This window comes from Mesorhizobium sp. 131-3-5, assembly GCF_016756575.1.
GTDB classification, from domain to species: domain Bacteria; phylum Pseudomonadota; class Alphaproteobacteria; order Rhizobiales; family Rhizobiaceae; genus Mesorhizobium; species Mesorhizobium jarvisii.
Genome location: NZ_AP023254.1, coordinates 3,007,285 through 3,024,295, shown reverse-complemented (window position 1 = coordinate 3,024,295; position 17,011 = coordinate 3,007,285). Strand labels below are relative to the sequence as shown.

Genomic DNA, 17,011 nt, shown 5'->3' with positions numbered 1-17,011 from the left:
CAGGCACGGCTTCACATAGCGCAGTAACACTGGTAGCCCATCTGTAAGAGCCTGCCGGCTTGGTCTTTCCCAAAAATCATTCCGGCGACCGGCCTACCAACGGCCGGTCCGCTGATCAATGCCGTCGTCCCTACTCCGCCGCCTCATACCCCGCGATGCCCTTGATCTCCAGAAAATCCTCGAGCCCGTATTCGGCATATTCGCGGCCGTTGCCCGACTGCTTGTAGCCGCCGAAGGGCAGGCCGGCGTCCCAGGCCGGATAGTTGATGTAGACATTGCCGGAGCGCATGCGTGCGGCCACGTCGCGCGCCTTCTGGATGTCCTTGGCCTGGATGTAGGAGGCAAGGCCGTAGACGGTGTCGTTGGCCTGCTCGACGGCCTGTTCGACCGTGTCGTAGGGCAGGATCGCCAGCACCGGCCCGAAGATTTCCTCGCGCGCGATGCGCATGTCGTGGGTGACGTCGGCGAACACCGTCGGCCTGACATAGTAGCCGCGGTTGAGTTCGGCGGGGCGGCCAGGGCCGCCGGCGACCAGCGTCGCACCCTCGTCGATGCCGGCCTGGATCAGGTCCTGGATCTTGTCGAACTGGACCTGGCTGACGACGGGGCCAAGCTTGGTGTTGGCGCCGTCGGCCGGGCCGACCACGAACTTTTCTGCCGCCGCCTTGGCATAACCGGCGGCCTCGTCATGGCGGTCGCGCGGCACGAACATGCGGGTGGGCGCATTGCAGGACTGGCCGCTATTGCCGAAGCAGCCGGCGACGCCCTTGGTGACGGCGCGGGCCAGGTCGACATCCGGGAACAGGATGTTGGCCGACTTGCCGCCCAGTTCCTGGTGCACGCGCTTGACCGTGTCGGCGGCGGCCTTGGCCACCAATATGCCGGCCCGGGTCGAGCCGGTGAACGACATCATGTCGACGTCGGGGTGGCTGGACAGCGCCTGGCCGACGCCGGGGCCGTCGCCATTGACGAGGTTGAACACGCCCTTCGGCACGCCGGCCTCGTCGATGATCTCGGCGAAGATGATGGCATCGAGCGGCGCGATCTCAGACGGCTTCAGCACCATGGTGCAGCCGGCGGCAAGTGCCGGGCCGACCTTGCAGGTGATCTGGTTCAGCGGCCAGTTCCACGGCGTGATCAGGCCGACGACGCCGATCGGCTCCTTGACGATCAGCGAGGAACCTTTGGCGTGGCGGAACTGGAATGTCTTCAGCGTCTCCGCCATCTTCTCCAGATGCGCCAGGCCGACGCCAACCTGGCTGTCGAGCGCCATCTGGCGCGGCGCGCCCATTTCGCGCGACACGGCGAGCGCCAGTTCCTTGCTGCGCTTCTTGTAGACCGCGATGACGCGGTTCAGGATATCGAGGCGTTCTTCGACCGAGGTGAAGCCGAACGAATTGAAGGCGCGCTTGGCGGCAGCCACCGCCTTGTCGACATCGGCCTTGGAGCCGAGCGAAATCTGCGCGAAGGCATCCTCATTCGAGGGATCAATGACATCGAGCGTGTTCGGTACGACAGGATCGACCCACGCGCCGTCGATATAGAACTGCAGATTGTGTGACATGGTTTCTCCTTGGGGTGCCGCAGGGCCGTTCCGACCGTGATATCCAGCTAGAAATAACGATGCGCGAACCGCACCGTCAAAGGCAACCCCCGAAGTGGTTGAGCCAGCGCGCCAGTGATTGAGCCAGAGGCGTTGGGCCAGAGAACCCAGCCGTTTTCGACGGCATGGGATGGATTACAGCAGCGTGTGTCCTGCCTCGACCAGATGCTGGCGCGCCGCTTCCTGGTCCGCCGCTTTCACCAGCAGGTGATCGCCGTCGAAGGTGGACACCAGGAAGATGCCCAGCTTGTTTTCCGACAATGGCTGGATGACCGACAGCACGATGCCGGTTTCGTCGAAAGCAAAGGGTCCCTGCAGTTTGAAGGCGACCCAGTCGCCATCGTGCTTGACCGTGCCTGGAACACGATCCTGCAGGCAGGTGATCGAAAGCTCGTCGTCGGTCCTGGTGATGCTGACGAAGCCCGGCCCGTCCGCCCAGCCGGGAATGCCGTCACCCGCCCCGAGCCGCGAAATCGCGTACGAGCCGGGAAGTTGCCTCAATTTGACCCTGGCAGCCATCGTCTTGTCCATGCCTCCGATTTGCCGGCTATCGCATCAATTTCTTGCTCATATAGACCGTCATGCCGCCCATGAACGGCTCCTCCCGGTCGATCGTATAGCCATGCCTTTTGTACAACAACACATTGGCCTCGAAGGCGCCATTGGTCAGCAGGCGCAGCTCAAGGCGGCCTGCTTCGAGCGCCTTCCGCTCGGCCCGCTCCAGCAGCAGCCGGCCGATCCCCCTGCCCTGCGCCTGCGGCGCGACGCAGACATTCTCGATCCACAAATGATCACCGGCCAGCATGGTTTCGATCATGCCGACGATGCGGCCGTCGGCGACGGCGAGCTCGAACGGATGCTCGGCAACGGCCTTCCCGTAGTCGGCGCCCATCGGCAGCGGCTCGCGGCCGATCACCGGCACCCATTTGCCATAGGCTGATCGCACGATGTCCCTGATCGCGGCGGCGTCAGCGGGTTCGGCCGGCCGAAACCGGATGGAAGAATTGATGGTCATGACAATGCTCCAGACATGAAAACCCCCGCCGGCGGCGTCGCGGGCGGGGCTGGAAACGAACGAACCGGATCTATCCTGCCGGCCTTTGTCGTCGCGCAATCAGCTCGCCGCTCCGCACTGTGCAGTGGCGGCGTCGCTGTGTATTTGTGGGCGCGAGGGCGAACATGACGCCAAGCTGGAGCATGAGGCGCGGCGCGTCAAGATTTCGGGATTGGCCCAAGCCCGCGACTTCGTCATCCACCGGCGGAGCGAGGGGCGGCAGCGGCGTCGCGGAGACCCGAGGTCCATGCCGCGACCTTGCTGACAGGCGCAGCGGAGCAGGATTCCGAACCGTAGTGGCGCGTTGGGGTCCCGGCATGGATCCTCGGGTCTGCGCCGCGTCGCTGCGCTCCTTGCTCCGCCCGTGGATGACGAAGTGTTGGTGCTTCAGCCAATCGCCAAAGGCGTGATGCGAACGAACGTCAGACGTCCCCGTCGCGCGCCTAATACTCCTGCGCCGTCGGCCTGAACAGGATCTCGTTGATGTCGACCTCGTCGGGCTGGCTCATGGCGAACACCACCGTCCTGGCGAAGGAATCGGCGGGGATGGCCACCCGGTCGTAGAGCGCGCGCACGCCCTGGGCGACATCGGGCTCGGTGACGGTGTCGGGCAGTTCCGTCGCCACGGCGCCGGGCGAGATGATGGTGGTGCGGATGTTGTAGGGTTTCACTTCCTGCCGCAGCCCTTCCGAGATGATGCGCACCGCGTGCTTGGTGGCGGCATAGACCGCGCCGCCCGGCCCGACCTTGTGGCCGGCGACCGACGATACGTTGATGATGTGGCCGCTCTTCTGCGTCTTCATGTGCGGTAGCGCCGCGGCGATGCCATAGAGCACGCCCTTGATGTTGACGTCGATCATCCGGTCCCAATCCTCGACCTTGCCGCGCTCCAGCGGCGAATGCGGCATCAGTCCGGCATTGTTGATAATCACGGCGACGCGGCCATGCGTCTTCACCGCATGGTCGACGAGCCGCCGGACCTGGCCGACATCGGTGACGTCGGTCTGCATGATGGCATCCTTGCCCAGCGAAAGCTCGGCGGCCAGCGCCTCGAGCCGGTCGAGGCGGCGCGCGCCCAGCACCAGCTTCGCGCCCTCCTTGGCCAGCAGCCGCGCGGCGGCTTCACCCAGCCCGCTGCTGGCGCCGGTGATGACGACGACCTTGTTCTTGATGTTGTCTGTCATGGGATTTTCCTTCCGCCTCAGCGATCGATCCTGGCCGCCTGTTGCGGCGAATAGCGCTCGCCTTGCACGGCAATCGCCGAGACCGCGTTTTCGATGTCGGCAAGATCCTCGGCCGTCAGCGCGACGGCCGCCGATCCGATGTTCTCCTCGAGGCGATTGAGCTTCGTCGTGCCGGGGATCGGGACGATCCAGGGTTTTTGCGCCAGCAGCCAGGCGAGCGCGACCTGCGCCGGGGTCACCTTCTTCTGCGCAGCAATCGCGACGATCGCGTCGACCAGCGCCTGGTTGGCTTTGCGCGCCTCCTCCGCGAAGCGCGGCACGGTGTTGCGGAAGTCGCTGCTGTCGAACCGCGTATCGGCATTGATGGCGCCGGTGAGGAAACCCTTGCCCAGCGGGCTGAAGGGCACGAAGCCGATGCCCAGTTCTTCGAGCACTGGCAGGATCGCCTCCTCGGGTTCGCGCCACCACAGCGAATATTCGCTTTGCAGCGCGGCGACCGGCTGCACCGCATGGGCGCGGCGGATGGTGCGCACGCCCGCTTCGGAGAGGCCGAAATGCTTGACCTTGCCTTGGCCGATCAAGTCCTTCACCGTCCCCGCCACCTCTTCGATCGGCACGACCGGATCGACGCGGTGCTGGTAGAGAAGATCGATGCGGTCGGTCCTCAGCCGCTTGAGCGAGGCCTCGACGACGTCGCGAATATGCTGCGGCCGGCTGTCCATGCCCTCATGTCCGGCCGTGCCGGCGATGTCGATGCCGAATTTGGTGGCGATCACCACCTGGTCGCGGATCGGCCGCAGCGCCTCGCCGACGACCTCTTCATTCTTGAACGGCCCATAGACCTCCGCTGTGTCGAAGAAGGTGATGCCGCGCTCGAACGCGGAGCGGATCAGGCGAACGGCATCCGGCGTCTCCATCGGCTGCCCGTAGGAATGGCTCATGCCCATGCAGCCGAGGCCGATGGCCGAGACTTCGAGACCGTTCTTTCCAAGTGTGCGCTTTTGCATTTCAATTCTCCTTCGGTGTGATCCGCACTGTGGCGGCGCGGGCGCGCGCCGCGATCATCGGTGCGAGATAAGGGCTGGCTGCGTATTTCGCCCGGTAGGCGTCGTCGATGCGGGCGTTGACGGTTCCCTCGACTGCTTCGAAGGCAACGTCCCTGGTCAGGCCGGCGGCAGTGATGCGTCCGGCCTTCTGCCTGATCGCGGCCCGATACCAGCGCGACTGCTGACCGTTGTAGCCGCGCACATAAAGCGTGCCGTCGGCAACGACCGACCAGATCCAGGTCGGCGTGCCCAGGGTCACGCCGTCATCGCGCAAAGGCGAAATATGCAGATCGTCGGTTGCCGCGATCCTCTCGAGTTCGTCCTTCGACCAAGGCATTTTCCTATTCCTTTTTCTCGGCATCCGCCTGCTCGAAAGCCTTGCGGGCAACGCCGATCGCCGTGCTTGCAACCGGCCATCCGGCGTAAAAGGCGAGATGTGTGATGGTTTCGATGAGTTCGTCGCGGGTGACGCCATTGTCGAGCGCCCGCTTCATGTGGAAAGGCATCTCGTTGACCCGGTAGTTCGAGATCAGGCTGCTGACGGTGACGAGGCTGCGGTCGCGCGGCGAAAGGCCGGGCCGTTTCCAGACATCTCCGAACAACACATCGTCGGTGTATTTGCCGAGCGCGGGCGCGATATCGGAGAACGGATTCCTGTGCGGCACTGGTTTATCGATCATTTTGGTTTCCTTCGTTGCGGTATCGGTCCGAGCGCAAAGCGCTGATGCTTGCTCAAACCGCGTATTGTTCGTCGGTGACATGCTCCATCCAGTCGACGACCTTGCCGTCGAGGGCCTCGGCGATGGCAATGTGGGTCATCGCCGTGGTCGGTGCCGCGCCATGCCAGTGCTTCTCGCCGGGCACGAACCAGACGATGTCGCCGGGGCGGATAGGCTCGACCGGGCCGCCCTCACGCTGGACCAGGCCGGCGCCCGACAGGACGATCAGCGTCTGGCCAAGCGGATGCGTGTGCCAGGCGGTGCGCGCGCCGGGTTCGAAAGTCACGGTGGCGCCGCCGACGCGGGTCGGCTCGCTGCCCTTGAATGGTGCGTCGATGCGCACCGTGCCGGTGAAGTAGTCGGCTGGACCTTTCGCGGAAGGCTGCGAGCCGCTTCGCTTGATGTCCATGGTTTCTCCTTCTAGACGCCGGACAGCACGCTGCCCCAGGCCTTCAAGGCCGCCGATTCCGACAGCCCGATTGTAATGGCCTCTATTTAGCGCCTGCGATTGATCTGGATTAGATGCTATATCCGGCATGTACTTATGAGGAGGACTCATCAATGCCGCGAGACAATCTGAACGAGCTGACCGCCTTCCTCGCCGTCGCGCGGGAAAAAAGCTTCACCCGGGCGGCGGCACAGCTCGGCGTCTCGCAATCGGCGCTCAGCCACACGGTGCGCGCGTTGGAGGAGCGGCTGGGCGTGCGGCTGCTGACCCGCACCACGCGCAGCGTGGCGCCCACCGAGGCCGGCGAGCGACTGGTGCGCTCCGTCGGGCCAAGGCTCGACGAGATCGAGGCCGAGCTCGCCGCGCTGAGCGCCCTGCGTGAAAAGCCCGCCGGCACCATCCGCATCACCGCCGGCGAGCACGCCGCCGAGGCGGTGCTGTGGCCGGCGATCGCAGGGCTTTTGCCCGACTATCCCGACATCAAGGTCGAGATCATCGTCGACTACGGCCTGACCGACATCGTCGCCGAGCGCTATGACGCCGGCGTGCGGCTTGGCGAACAGGTGGCGCACGACATGATCGCGGTGCGCATCGGCCCGGACATGCGCATGGCCGTGGTCGGATCGCCCGCCTATCTCGCCCGACAGCCGAAGCCGCGCACGCCGCAGGAGCTCACCACCCACAACTGCATCAACCTGCGCCTGCCGACCTATGGCGGGCTCTATGCCTGGGAATTCGAAAAGGCCGGGCGCGAACTGAAAGTGCGCGTCGAGGGCCAGCTGATCTTCAACACGGCGAGGCTACGCATGAACGCGGTGCTGGCCGGCCTCGGCCTTGCCTATCTGCCCGAGGACCAGCTGCGCGCGCATCTGGCCGACGGCCGGCTGGTGCGGGTGCTGGCAGACTGGTGCCCACCCTTCCCCGGCTACCACCTCTATTACCCCAGCCGTCGCCAGGCGACGCCGGCCTTCTCGCTGCTGGTGGATGCGCTGCGCTACCGCGGCTAGAACGACTGGACTGCGCTCGCAGCCGTTCTATCTTCCTGCCGGAACGCGATTGAAGAAAACCCGGAACCGTCGCCGTGACCGAGACTGACCTCTACCGAGGCTATATCGACTGCCTCAACAACCAGGATTGGCAAAGGCTGCATCGCTTCGTCCACGACGAGGTGCATTACAATGGCGACCGTGTCGGGCTGTCAGGTTACCGCGCCATGCTGGAGCGGGATTTTCGCGAAATCCCGGATCTCTATTTCGACGTCCAGCTGCTGGTCTCCGACCCGCCCTTCATCGCAAGCCGCCTGCAGTTCAACTGCACGCCGAAGGGAACCTTCTTCGGCCTGCCCATCAACGGCAAAAAGGTCTCGTTCAGCGAGAATGTGTTCTATGAATTTCTGAACGACCGGATCAGGAACGTCTGGTCGGTCATCGACAAGGCGGCCATCGAGGCGCAGCTCTGACGCGGCCAGTTCCCTTCTCCCCGTTGTACGGGGAGCTGAGGACTGATCCGCACAGCGGACAAAAAGCCAATTGCTTGGCTTTCGAGAGACGAACGGCAGGCAGGTGGATGAGGGGCAGCGCCAACGCTTGTCAATGATTGCTGATCGTTCGTAAAAATCGATCATTCTGACCATAACAATTCGTTGGAAAGATCGTTTCAGGAATGGCATTCCTCCGGTATACCTGCCTGGAGCATTGCATTGTCTTCCGCCACCCACATCGCGAACGATATTCCGAAGAGCCTGATATCGGCAGACCTGGCCGCAAGCCGCAAGCGGCTCGATTCGGTGTGGAAGGGCATTATCCCCGGCATTGTGCTGGTGGCGATGATCACGGCCGTGGCCTTCTCGGCGCACAATGTCTCCGGCTTCGCCTTGTTCAGCCCGATGATCCTGACCGTCGTCGCCGGCATGGTCTATTCCAACGTGCTCGGCACGCCGGTGCACGCCAAGGCCGGCATCGCCTTCTCGCAAAAGCGCCTGCTGCGCTTCGCTATCGTGCTGCTCGGCTTCCAGCTGACGCTCGGCCAGGTCGTCTCGATCGGCGCCGGCGGCGTCGGCATCGTGGCGGCGACGCTTGGCGCCACCTTCCTCTTCACCGTCACGCTCGGCCGGCTGATCGGCGTCGACCGCAAGCTGGCGCAGTTGATTGCCGCCGGCACCTCGATCTGCGGCGCCTCCGCCATCGTCGCCACCAACATCGTCACCGATGCGCGCGACGAGGACGTCACCTACGCCGTTGCCTCGATCACGCTGTTCGGCACCGTCGCCATGCTCGGCTTCCCGCTGCTGGCGCCACTGCTCGGCCTCGACCAGCACGCTTTCGGCCTATGGGCCGGCGCCTCAATCCACGAGGTGGCGCAGGTCATCGGCGCCGGCTTCCAGAACGGCACCCAGTCCGGCGAGATCGCCACGGTCGCCAAGCTGACCCGCGTCGCCATGCTGGCGCCGATGGTCATCGCGCTCGGCCTGATGGCGCGGCGCGGCAGCCGCGACCAATCGGCGGCACGGCCGCCCATGCCCTGGTTCGTTGCTGCCTTCATCGCCGTCGTGGCGTTGAACAGCCTGGTCACCATACCGGCGGAAGTAAAATCAGCGATGGCGCTCGCCACCACCATCATGCTGACCATGGGGCTTGCCGCCATGGGCCTGCAGGCCGACATTTCGCAGCTGCGCTCGCGCGGCCTGCGTCCGCTGGCGCTCGCCTTCTGCGCCTTCCTGTTCATCGGCGGATTCAGCCTGATGCTGGTGAAGTTCGCTTAGCTCGGCAAGCTTTCCACGAGGTTCGCATACCGGCGTTCGCAGAGACGTCGGCTGTTTGCCTGGCCGCATCTCATTCCATTTTCCGACACGCTCCTTCCTTGCGCCAGCACAACGACCGGCCAAACGCCTCTGCTACGGTCGAAGTGGGGAGAACCACGAAGGAGACGCCCATGCGGATCGATCCGAACATGTCCATGGACGACGTCATGAGACGATGGCCGGCAAGCATCGCCGTGCTGATCCGGCACGGCATGCACTGCGTGGGCTGCCACATCGCCCCGTTCCATTCGATCGCCGAGGCCTGCCGGGATCATCGAATTGACGAAGCCGATTTCCTGAAAGGCCTTGAACGCGCCATCGCCGGCGGGCCGGTCAGCCGTCCCGATGCTCCGCCAGCATCACCAGGCGATGCGCGTCGGTGATGGTGACACGCTGGCGGCCGCTGACGATGATCCCGCGTTCCTCCCAGGCGCTCAGCAGCCGGCTCACCGTATGCAAGGTCGTCCCCGTCATCTCGGCGATGTCCTGGCGAGAGATCGGGAAGTCGATCTCGATGCCGGCATCGGTCTTGCGCCCCGTCTGCTTCACCAGCCGCAGCAGCGCGCTGGCAACGCGTTGCTCGACCTGCTCGGTGGCCAGTTCCATGACGCGCGCCTGCGTGTCCTGCAGCCTCGCGCCGACCGTCTTGAACGTTCCCGCGGCAAGAACGGGAAACCGGGATGACAGATCCGGCCACACGGCATTCGGCCAGACCAGAACCACGCAGTCGACCGCGGCGATCGCGGTTGCCGGATAGGTCAGCCGGCCGAGTGCGGCGGCAACGCCGAATATCTCGCCTTCACTGATGTAGCGGGCGATCACCTGGCGCCCGTCGGGCGTGGTCCGCACGACGCGAATATGTCCCGCCAAGAGCACGTAGAACGAACGCGCCTCGGCCTCCTGCTCGAAAATTGCAGTTTCCTTGGCAAAGCGCACGGACCGGGCATCCCGCAGAATGCTGTCCAGCTCCGCGGGCCCCAGGCCCTCGAACAGCGAAAGCCTCGCGATGATCGACCGGTCAAGCGGCAACCCCAAACCCTCGCTGCCCACGGCTCCAGATGACGCCGGCACCCAGTCTATATTTCGTGCGCCAGTTTGCGCCAGCGCAAATCGCCTGTCCGTGCGGTCGGCTAGAAGGCTGCAACGGTTTGAGCCGTGATGCACCCAAGAAAGGACTTACCCATGAAATTCCACCTGATCGCCGCGGCCGCCGCCCTGCTTGCGCTTGCCGGCGTCGCAAACGCCGAAGAGCACGTCGTGCAGCTGCTGACCAAGGGAGACAAGGGGTCCATGGTCTTCCAGCCTGATTTCATCAAGGCGGCTCCCGGCGACACGATCAAGTTCGTGCCTGGCGACAAGACCCACAATGTCGAAACCATCAAGGGAATGGCCCCCGACGGCGCCCAGGAAATCAAAAGCAAGATGGGTGAAACGACCACTGTCACCATGACGCAGGAAGGCGTCTACGGCGTCAAGTGCAGCCCGCATTACGGGATGGGCATGGTGGCTCTGATCGTGGTCGGCAAGCCCGTGAACCTCGACGCGGCGCAGGCGGTCAAGCAGGTCGGCAAGGCCAAGACCGTGTTCCCCACGCTGTTTGCCCAGGTGACGAAGGCGAACTGATCGAGGCCGAATGCCGGGCGGACAGACAGGTTTTGTCCGCGCTCGACATCGGAATTGCAAAGTCCTGTGGGAGTGGCGGCTTCGGCGCCGTCACTCCCACACGACGTTTTGGCGCCCGGCGCCGTGCGGGCATTTCCATTCACCGGCAGTTGCCGGTCTCCCGAACAGGCATCGCTCCCCCGGCAGAACCAGATCAAGACAAATGAATCTCAAGTTTGCGCCAGCGCAAAGAAGTCCTCGTGGAAAGGCTTATTCTCCAAGTATCGAACGGTTCAAAAAAAGGAGCGGGAAATGCTTACGAGACGCGAAGCCCTGTTAGGGTCTGTTCTTGCGGCTGCGGCCGTCGCGACGGTCGGCTCGATGCCGGCTATGGCCAGCGCCAAGGAAGTCGCTGGCTTGCCGCGGGAGAAGGTGACATTGGTCGCGCCGCCTTTCGTCCATGCCCACGACCAGGTGGCCAAAAGCGGTCCCAAGGTCGTCGAATTCACGATGACCATAGAAGAGAAGCCGATGGTGATCGACGCCGACGGCACCCAGCTCAACGCCATGACCTACAATGGCTCGATCCCGGGACCTCTGATGGTCGTGCATGAGGGTGACTATGTCGAACTCACGCTGATCAACCCCGACACCAATACGCTTGCCCACAACATCGACTTCCATGCCGCCACCGGAGGGCTTGGCGGCGGTGCGCTGACCCTGGTCAATCCCGGCGAGCAGACGACGCTTCGCTTCAAGGCGACGCGCTCGGGGACCTTCGTCTACCACTGCGCGCCCGGCGGTCCGATGATCCCCTGGCATGTCGTTTCGGGCATGAACGGAGCGATCATGATCCTGCCGCGCGACGGGCTCAAGGACGACAAGGGCAAGCCGGTCCGCTATGACCACATCTATTATATCGGCGAAAGCGACTTCTACATTCCCCGCGACGAGCAGGGTAAATTCAAGAAGTATGACTCGGCCGGCGACAATTACGACGACACGGTGAAGGTCATGCGTGGCTTGATCCCCACCCACGTCGTGTTCAACGGCAAGGCAGGATCGCTGACCGGCGAGAACGCCATGAAGGCCAAGGTCGGCGAGACTGTCCTGATCGTCCATTCGCAGGCCAATCGCGACACACGTCCGCACCTGATTGGTGGACATGGCGACCATGTATGGGAACAGGGCAAGTTCGCGAACCCGCCGGCAAAGGACCTCGAAACCTGGTTCATTCGCGGGGGTTCGGCCGGCGCTGCCCTTTACACATTCCTGCAGCCGGGCGTCTACGCCTACGTCAACCACAATCTGATCGAGGCGGTGGAACTCGGCGCGACCGCGCATTTCACGGTCGACGGAAGCTGGGACGACGACCTGATGATGCAGGTTGAAGCCCCAAGGGCGATTGCGTCCTAGCTGCCGCCTCGGGTCCTAAGGTAGACGCGGCCTTGCGACATTCCTGCAGGGCCGCGAACGCGGGAAAACTGCCATGCCCCTCAACCCCATCCTGGCTCTCGGAGGTCTGGCTTGCGCGCTGTTCACGCTGGGCGCGACAGGCGCCGTCGGCTGGCTCCCGGTGCCGGATCGGGAGTTCCTGGCGCGCTCCGAACTCGTCACCCTCGCGCCCGGATCGTTCGCTCATCCGCTGCCCGGGGAATTCCTCAGGCAGAACCACCCCGTCAGTGCTCCCGTGGTGCGGGCAACGGTGGCAGCGCCCTTCGAGATCATGAAATACCAGGTAAGCGCTTCGGACTACCGGCGCTGCGTCATGGCCGGCGCCTGCAAGCCGGCCGATGGCCGCGGCAGCGGCAATGTTCCGGTTACGGGCGTGAGCCATATCGATGCCGAGGCCTATGCGGACTGGCTCTCGGCCGAGACCGGATCGGCATGGCGCCTGCCGACGGACGTGGAATGGGCCTATGCGGCGGGCGAACGCTTTCGCGGCGACATCGAAGGTGGCGAGACCGACCCCAACAACCCGGCGCAGCGCTGGCTCGTCCAATATCGCGCCGAGGCTTCACTCGGGCGGCAACCGGACCCGCAGCCGAGGATCAGGGGCGGATTTGGACCCAACTCCAAGGGGGTGGGCGACATTGCCGGCAACGTCTGGGAGTGGACTTCGACCTGTTACGTCCATACGACGGAAGCCGCCGACGGCGCCGGCATAGCAAGCTCGATCGACAATTGCGGCGTTCATGTCGTGGAAGGTTTCCATCGCACCTATATGTCGAACTTCATCAGGGACGGGAAAAGCGGCGGTTGCGCCGTCGGCACGCCGCCCGACAATCTGGGATTCCGCCTCGTGCGCGACCGGCTCAACCTCGTGCAAGCCGCCATCCGCTGGCTTCGGCTTTCCTGATCACGACAACAACAGGACTTCTGCAATGACATTGAAATCGTCGCTGGCGGATCATGCGCGTCCGGCCCCGGAAAAGCCGTTGCATCATGCAGGCGTCGATCGCGCTGCGATCGGCCGGCTCGTTCGCGAATTCTATGCGCGACTGCGCAAGAACGAACGTCTCGGACCGATCTTCGCGCGCGAGATCCCCGGCGACTGGGAACCGCATCTCGAGAAGATGACCGACTTCTGGTGCTCGGTCATCCTCAAGACGGGCGACTATCATGGCCGCCCGGTCCCGGCGCACCTGAAGCTCGGGGACGTGACTGAGGCCGATTTCGACATCTGGCTGGCCATGTTCAGCCAGACGGCGGCCGAACTCCTTGGGCCGGAAATCGCCGCGGTGTTCGGCGACCGGGCCGAACGGATCGCGACGAGCCTGAAGCTGGCGATGTTCTTCCGCCTAGGGGATCGTGCCTAGACAGCCGGCCCGGAAAAAAAATGCGCGCTCAATCCTCGAACGAACTCGCGGCCGCATAGATCGCGGCCAGCGTCTCGATGCCGGCCTGGTCGGCCTTGTCGAAGCGGCCGGGCAGCGGGCTGTCGAGATCGAGCACGCCGAACACGCCTTCATCGTCCTCGAGCAGCACGACCAGTTCCGAACGTGAATCGGCATCACAGGCGATGTGGCCGGGAAAATCATGCACGTCCTTGATCAGCATCGAGGTGCCGAGTTCGACCGCGGTTCCGCACACGCCCTTGCCGACCGCGATGCGCACGCAGGCCGGCTTGCCCTGGAACGGTCCCAGCACCAGCTCCTCGTCCGAGGCCAGGAAATAGAAGCCGGCCCAGTTGAGGTCCGGCACCATCTGGAAGATCAGCGCCGCGGTGTTGGCGGCATTGGCGATCGAGTCGCTCTCGCCGTCGAGCAGTGCCTTCAGCTGAGCGGCGAGGTCGCGATAGAACGCGGCTTTGTCCGAGGTGTCGATGGCCTTGGCGGCGAACATGGCTTGTCTCCGAACTGGGAATCGCGGTTCCGTTTCCGCAAGCTCTCTGCACCAAACGACCACTCGACGATACTAGCTTGAATTCCAGTCGCCGCGAAAGTCGCAAGAAGATGCCCTGTCCGTCAGTCGGCAGCACGGCACGTCCATCAAACCGTGCTGCCTTGATCAAGCAGGCAAGTCCATCAGCCGGCGGGTTTGTAAGCGCCGGCAGCCTTTTTGGCGGCTGCGAGCACTGCCTTCATGTCGAGTTCTTCCAGCACAACCATCTCGGTCAGTGAGCCGCTCGCTCGCACGGCAAGGGACATGCCAATCCCCGCTGATTGGTCCGGCACCTCGCCATTGACAACGACGTCATAGATGCCGCGCGTGAACATCACGCTGCTCACCTTGCCGCCAACGCTTTCGAAAAGCGCCTTGACCGCAGCCTGCCTGTCGGAGCCTTGCATCAATCCTTTGGCGGCATGAGGCGCATAGTTTGCCAAGATAGTCACTTTCATGGGTATTTCCTCCAAATGTCATTGTCTCGTGCGGCTCCATAATTCGAGCGGCACGGAGTGATTTATTTTTCGGAACAATTGCAGGCGCCCTGGGACGCGTTGGCGGCCAAGGGCCTACTGCCAGATGAATATGCGCTTAAGCTAATATAATGACAATACCGGACGCGCCGATACTGCCGACAGGAAGGTGTCTGGCTGGACCCCGCTCGGCCAACGGCATCGAGCTCGCGCCGTTGACGCGCGATGTGTGGTGCTGAGGTTGAACGGCCAGTAGCGGCGCGGTGCAACCTTACATCGGGCGCTTGGGTTCGCCCTTTTGTGGCGTTGCCGTGTCGGAATCCGATTTCTTGTGCTTGTCGGCGGCAATCCTGCGGATGCGGTCGAAGCGGCTTTCCTCGGTGGTTTCGGTCGTGACGACCGTCTGTGGCTTCTGCGCGAACACGATCATGGATCGATCTCCTGGGCTAGAGGCCTGTGCGCCGGGAGAGATCCCCCGGCGATCGTATCCGGCTGCAAAAACCGGCGTGGATTCAGCTCAGACCTGGAAGACGGCTTCGATGAAGCCGCCCCCGCAGGCAGGCCGAGTTCTTAGTAACCGCCCATGCCGCCGCCACCGGCAGGCGCGGCATCTTTCGCCGGAACGTCGGTGATCATGGCTTCGGCGGTGATCAGCAGAGCCGCGATCGAGCCGGCGTCCTGCAGTGCGGTGCGCACCACTTTCGCCGGATCGACGATGCCGGCCTTGATCATGTCGACATAGGTCTCGTTCTGGGCGTCGAAGCCCTGATTGTGGTCCTTGCTGTCGGCGAGCTTGCCGACGACGATCGAGCCCTCGACGCCGGAATTCTCGGCGATCTGGCGGATCGGCGCTTCCAGCGCCCTGAGCACGATCGAAATGCCGGCGGTGACATCGGCATTGGCGCCGTTGAGGCCCGACAGCGCCGACCGGGCGCGCAGCAGAGCGACGCCGCCGCCGGGCACGATACCTTCCTCGACCGCCGCGCGCGTCGCGTTCAGCGCGTCGTCGATGCGGTCCTTCTTTTCCTTCACTTCCGACTCGGTGACGCCGCCGACGCGGATGACGGCAACCCCGCCCGACAGCTTGGCCAGCCGCTCCTGCAGCTTCTCCTTGTCGTAGTCGGAGGTCGTCTCCTCGATCTGGCCCTTGATCTGGGCGACGCGCGCCTGGATGGTCGCCTTGGTGCCGGCGCCGTCGATGATCGTGGTGGTATCCTTCTCGATCAGCACGCGCTTGGCGCGGCCGAGCATCTCGATGGTGACGTTTTCGAGTTTGATGCCGAGATCCTCGGAGACCATCTGGCCTGAAGTCAGCACCGCAATGTCTTCCAGCATCGCCTTGCGGCGATCGCCAAAGCCCGGCGCCTTGACGGCCGCGACCTTGAGGCCGCCGCGCAGTTTGTTGACGACCAGCGTGGCAAGCGCCTCGCCCTCGACGTCCTCGGAGATGATCAGCAGCGGCCTGCCGCTCTGCACCACGGCTTCGAGGATCGGCAGCATCGCCTGCAGATTGCCAAGCTTCTTCTCGTGGAGGAGCACATAAGGCTCTTCCAGCTCGACACGCATCTTGTCGGCATTGGTGACGAAATACGGGCTGAGATAGCCACGGTCGAACTGCATGCCCTCGACGACGTCGAGTTCGGTTTCGGCGGTCTTGGCTTCCTCGACGGTGATGACGCCGTCATTGCCGACCTTATCCATCGCCTTGGCGATCATCTCGCCGACGGTTGCGTCGCCATTGGCGGCGATGGTTCCGACCTGCGCGATCTCGGCCGACGACTTGACCTTCTTGGCTTTCGCCTTGATTTCGACGACAACTGCGGCAACCGCCTGGTCGATGCCGCGCTTCAAGTCCATCGGGTTCATGCCGGCGGCAACCAGTTTGGCGCCTTCGCGCAGGATCGAGGCGGCCAGCACGGTCGCGGTGGTGGTGCCGTCACCGGCGAGGTCGTTGGTCTTCGAGGCCACTTCGCGCACCATCTGCGCGCCCATGTTCTCGAACTTGTCGGCAAGCTCGATTTCCTTGGCGACGGTGACGCCGTCCTTGGTTATGCGTGGCGCGCCATAGGCCTTGTCGATGATGACGTTGCGGCCCTTGGGGCCGAGCGTGACCTTCACCGCATTGGTGAGGATCTCGACGCCGCGCAGCATGCGGTCACGCGCGTCGGTGGCGAATTTGATTTCCTTGGCAGACATTTTTTCAATCCCGTTCGAATTTGGAGTGGACGAACCCCGCGCGGAAGGCGCGGCGCACCAGTCAGGCGGCCTTCTTGGCTTCGACGCTCTTCTCGATGACGCCCATAATGTCGGCTTCCTTCATGATCAGAAGGTCCTCGCCATCGATCTTGACCTCGGTGCCCGACCATTTGCCGAACAGGATCAGGTCGCCGGCCTTGACGTCGAGCGGCACAAGCGCGCCGTTTTCGTCGCGTGCACCGGGTCCGACGGCGATGACTTCGCCTTCCTGCGGCTTTTCCTTGGCATTGTCGGGAATGATGATGCCGCCCTTGGATTTGGTATCGCCTTCGGCGCGCCGGATGACGACGCGGTCGTGGAGTGGCCGAAACTTCATGAAAACTTCTTTCTGGGGCCGGCTTAGGCGGCCGCTTCCCCCATATAGGCGCTTTGGCACTCGATAGATAGGAGTGCCAAAAATTATTCGCGGACCCGATAAATATTGAAAAGTATTATTTCG

Annotated in this window: 22 protein-coding genes; 8 read left to right on the top strand and 14 right to left on the bottom strand. The window is 63.7% G+C overall.

The window, feature by feature from the left end; genetic code table 11:
* Nucleotides 1–130: 130 nt before the first annotated feature.
* The 8 genes from JG747_RS14745 to JG747_RS14710 all read right to left on the bottom strand — a co-directional run bounded on the left by JG747_RS14745 (nt 131) and on the right by JG747_RS14710 (nt 6,015).
* Complete coding sequence (locus JG747_RS14745) at nt 131–1,564, bottom strand: aldehyde dehydrogenase family protein (RefSeq protein WP_202362068.1); 1,434 nt, start codon at nt 1,562–1,564, stop codon at nt 131–133.
* A 174-nt stretch (nt 1,565–1,738) separates the two neighbouring features.
* Nucleotides 1,739–2,122: an ACT domain-containing protein gene (locus JG747_RS14740; protein ID WP_202362067.1), complete on the bottom strand. Its 384-nt coding sequence runs from the start codon at nt 2,120–2,122 to the stop codon at nt 1,739–1,741.
* A gap of 28 nt (nt 2,123–2,150) precedes the next feature.
* A complete protein-coding gene (locus JG747_RS14735) occupies nt 2,151–2,618 on the bottom strand; it encodes a GNAT family N-acetyltransferase (RefSeq protein WP_202362066.1) in 468 nt (155 codons plus the stop codon).
* A 482-nt stretch (nt 2,619–3,100) separates the two neighbouring features.
* Nucleotides 3,101–3,841: an SDR family oxidoreductase gene (locus tag JG747_RS14730; protein WP_202362065.1), complete on the bottom strand. Its 741-nt coding sequence runs from the start codon at nt 3,839–3,841 to the stop codon at nt 3,101–3,103.
* Between the two features lie 17 nt (nt 3,842–3,858).
* A complete protein-coding gene (locus tag JG747_RS14725; RefSeq protein WP_202362064.1) occupies nt 3,859–4,848 on the bottom strand; it encodes an aldo/keto reductase in 990 nt (329 codons plus the stop codon).
* Between the two features lies 1 nt (nt 4,849).
* Nucleotides 4,850–5,224, bottom strand: coding sequence for a DUF2255 family protein (locus JG747_RS14720; RefSeq protein WP_019859640.1), 375 nt, complete (start codon nt 5,222–5,224; stop codon nt 4,850–4,852).
* 4 nt (nt 5,225–5,228) lie between these two features.
* Entirely contained in the window at nt 5,229–5,567 is a 339-nt protein-coding gene (locus tag JG747_RS14715; protein ID WP_019859642.1) for a carboxymuconolactone decarboxylase family protein, read from the bottom strand.
* Nucleotides 5,568–5,619: 52 nt separating this feature from the next.
* On the bottom strand, nt 5,620–6,015 hold the full coding sequence (locus tag JG747_RS14710; RefSeq protein ID WP_202362063.1) for a (R)-mandelonitrile lyase: 396 nt from the start codon (nt 6,013–6,015) through the stop codon (nt 5,620–5,622).
* 152 nt (nt 6,016–6,167) lie between these two features.
* On the opposite strand from JG747_RS14710, the gene JG747_RS14705 reads away from it, so the two are divergent.
* From JG747_RS14705 to JG747_RS14690, 4 genes are all read left to right on the top strand, one after another.
* Nucleotides 6,168–7,061 (top strand): LysR family transcriptional regulator, encoded by an 894-nt coding sequence (locus JG747_RS14705; protein WP_202362062.1) that lies wholly within the window; start codon nt 6,168–6,170, stop codon nt 7,059–7,061.
* Nucleotides 7,062–7,135: 74 nt separating this feature from the next.
* The gene (locus tag JG747_RS14700; RefSeq protein WP_202362061.1) at nt 7,136–7,513 is read left to right on the top strand and encodes an ester cyclase; all 378 of its coding nucleotides are present in this window, start codon (nt 7,136–7,138) and stop codon (nt 7,511–7,513) included.
* 240 nt (nt 7,514–7,753) lie between these two features.
* Complete coding sequence (locus JG747_RS14695; protein ID WP_202362060.1) at nt 7,754–8,815, top strand: YeiH family protein; 1,062 nt, start codon at nt 7,754–7,756, stop codon at nt 8,813–8,815.
* A gap of 170 nt (nt 8,816–8,985) precedes the next feature.
* Complete coding sequence (locus JG747_RS14690) at nt 8,986–9,237, top strand: DUF1858 domain-containing protein (RefSeq protein ID WP_202362059.1); 252 nt, start codon at nt 8,986–8,988, stop codon at nt 9,235–9,237.
* Here the strand turns inward: JG747_RS14690 and JG747_RS14685 are convergent.
* Nucleotides 9,188–9,883, bottom strand: a complete 696-nt coding sequence (locus JG747_RS14685; protein ID WP_038648432.1) for a Crp/Fnr family transcriptional regulator — start codon at nt 9,881–9,883, stop codon at nt 9,188–9,190. The genes JG747_RS14690 and JG747_RS14685 overlap by 50 nt on opposite strands.
* A gap of 153 nt (nt 9,884–10,036) precedes the next feature.
* Here JG747_RS14685 and JG747_RS14680 point away from each other — a divergent pair, with 153 nt between their 5' ends.
* From JG747_RS14680 to JG747_RS14665, 4 genes are all read left to right on the top strand, one after another.
* On the top strand, nt 10,037–10,477 hold the full coding sequence (locus JG747_RS14680; protein ID WP_038648435.1) for a pseudoazurin: 441 nt from the start codon (nt 10,037–10,039) through the stop codon (nt 10,475–10,477).
* 291 nt (nt 10,478–10,768) lie between these two features.
* On the top strand, nt 10,769–11,872 hold the full coding sequence (nirK, locus tag JG747_RS14675; RefSeq protein WP_038648438.1) for a copper-containing nitrite reductase: 1,104 nt from the start codon (nt 10,769–10,771) through the stop codon (nt 11,870–11,872).
* A gap of 73 nt (nt 11,873–11,945) precedes the next feature.
* The gene (locus JG747_RS14670) at nt 11,946–12,815 is read left to right on the top strand and encodes an SUMF1/EgtB/PvdO family nonheme iron enzyme (protein ID WP_202362058.1); all 870 of its coding nucleotides are present in this window, start codon (nt 11,946–11,948) and stop codon (nt 12,813–12,815) included.
* A gap of 25 nt (nt 12,816–12,840) precedes the next feature.
* A complete protein-coding gene (locus JG747_RS14665; RefSeq protein ID WP_202362057.1) occupies nt 12,841–13,275 on the top strand; it encodes a group III truncated hemoglobin in 435 nt (144 codons plus the stop codon).
* Between the two features lie 28 nt (nt 13,276–13,303).
* On the opposite strand, the gene JG747_RS14660 is transcribed toward JG747_RS14665, so the two are convergent.
* The 5 genes from JG747_RS14660 to JG747_RS14640 all read right to left on the bottom strand — a co-directional run bounded on the left by JG747_RS14660 (nt 13,304) and on the right by JG747_RS14640 (nt 16,888).
* Nucleotides 13,304–13,801, bottom strand: coding sequence for a GAF domain-containing protein (locus tag JG747_RS14660; protein WP_038648446.1), 498 nt, complete (start codon nt 13,799–13,801; stop codon nt 13,304–13,306).
* Nucleotides 13,802–13,983: 182 nt separating this feature from the next.
* Nucleotides 13,984–14,298 carry a GYD domain-containing protein gene (locus JG747_RS14655; RefSeq protein ID WP_019859658.1) on the bottom strand — a complete coding sequence of 105 codons (315 nt, stop codon included), beginning with the start codon at nt 14,296–14,298 and terminating at the stop codon, nt 13,984–13,986.
* A gap of 289 nt (nt 14,299–14,587) precedes the next feature.
* Complete coding sequence (locus JG747_RS14650; protein ID WP_019859659.1) at nt 14,588–14,746, bottom strand: hypothetical protein; 159 nt, start codon at nt 14,744–14,746, stop codon at nt 14,588–14,590.
* Between the two features lie 140 nt (nt 14,747–14,886).
* Nucleotides 14,887–16,512 carry a chaperonin GroEL gene (gene groL / locus JG747_RS14645; RefSeq protein ID WP_202362056.1) on the bottom strand — a complete coding sequence of 542 codons (1,626 nt, stop codon included), beginning with the start codon at nt 16,510–16,512 and terminating at the stop codon, nt 14,887–14,889.
* 61 nt (nt 16,513–16,573) lie between these two features.
* The gene (locus JG747_RS14640) at nt 16,574–16,888 is read right to left on the bottom strand and encodes a co-chaperone GroES (protein ID WP_019859661.1); all 315 of its coding nucleotides are present in this window, start codon (nt 16,886–16,888) and stop codon (nt 16,574–16,576) included.
* Between the last annotated feature and the right edge of the window lie 123 nt (nt 16,889–17,011).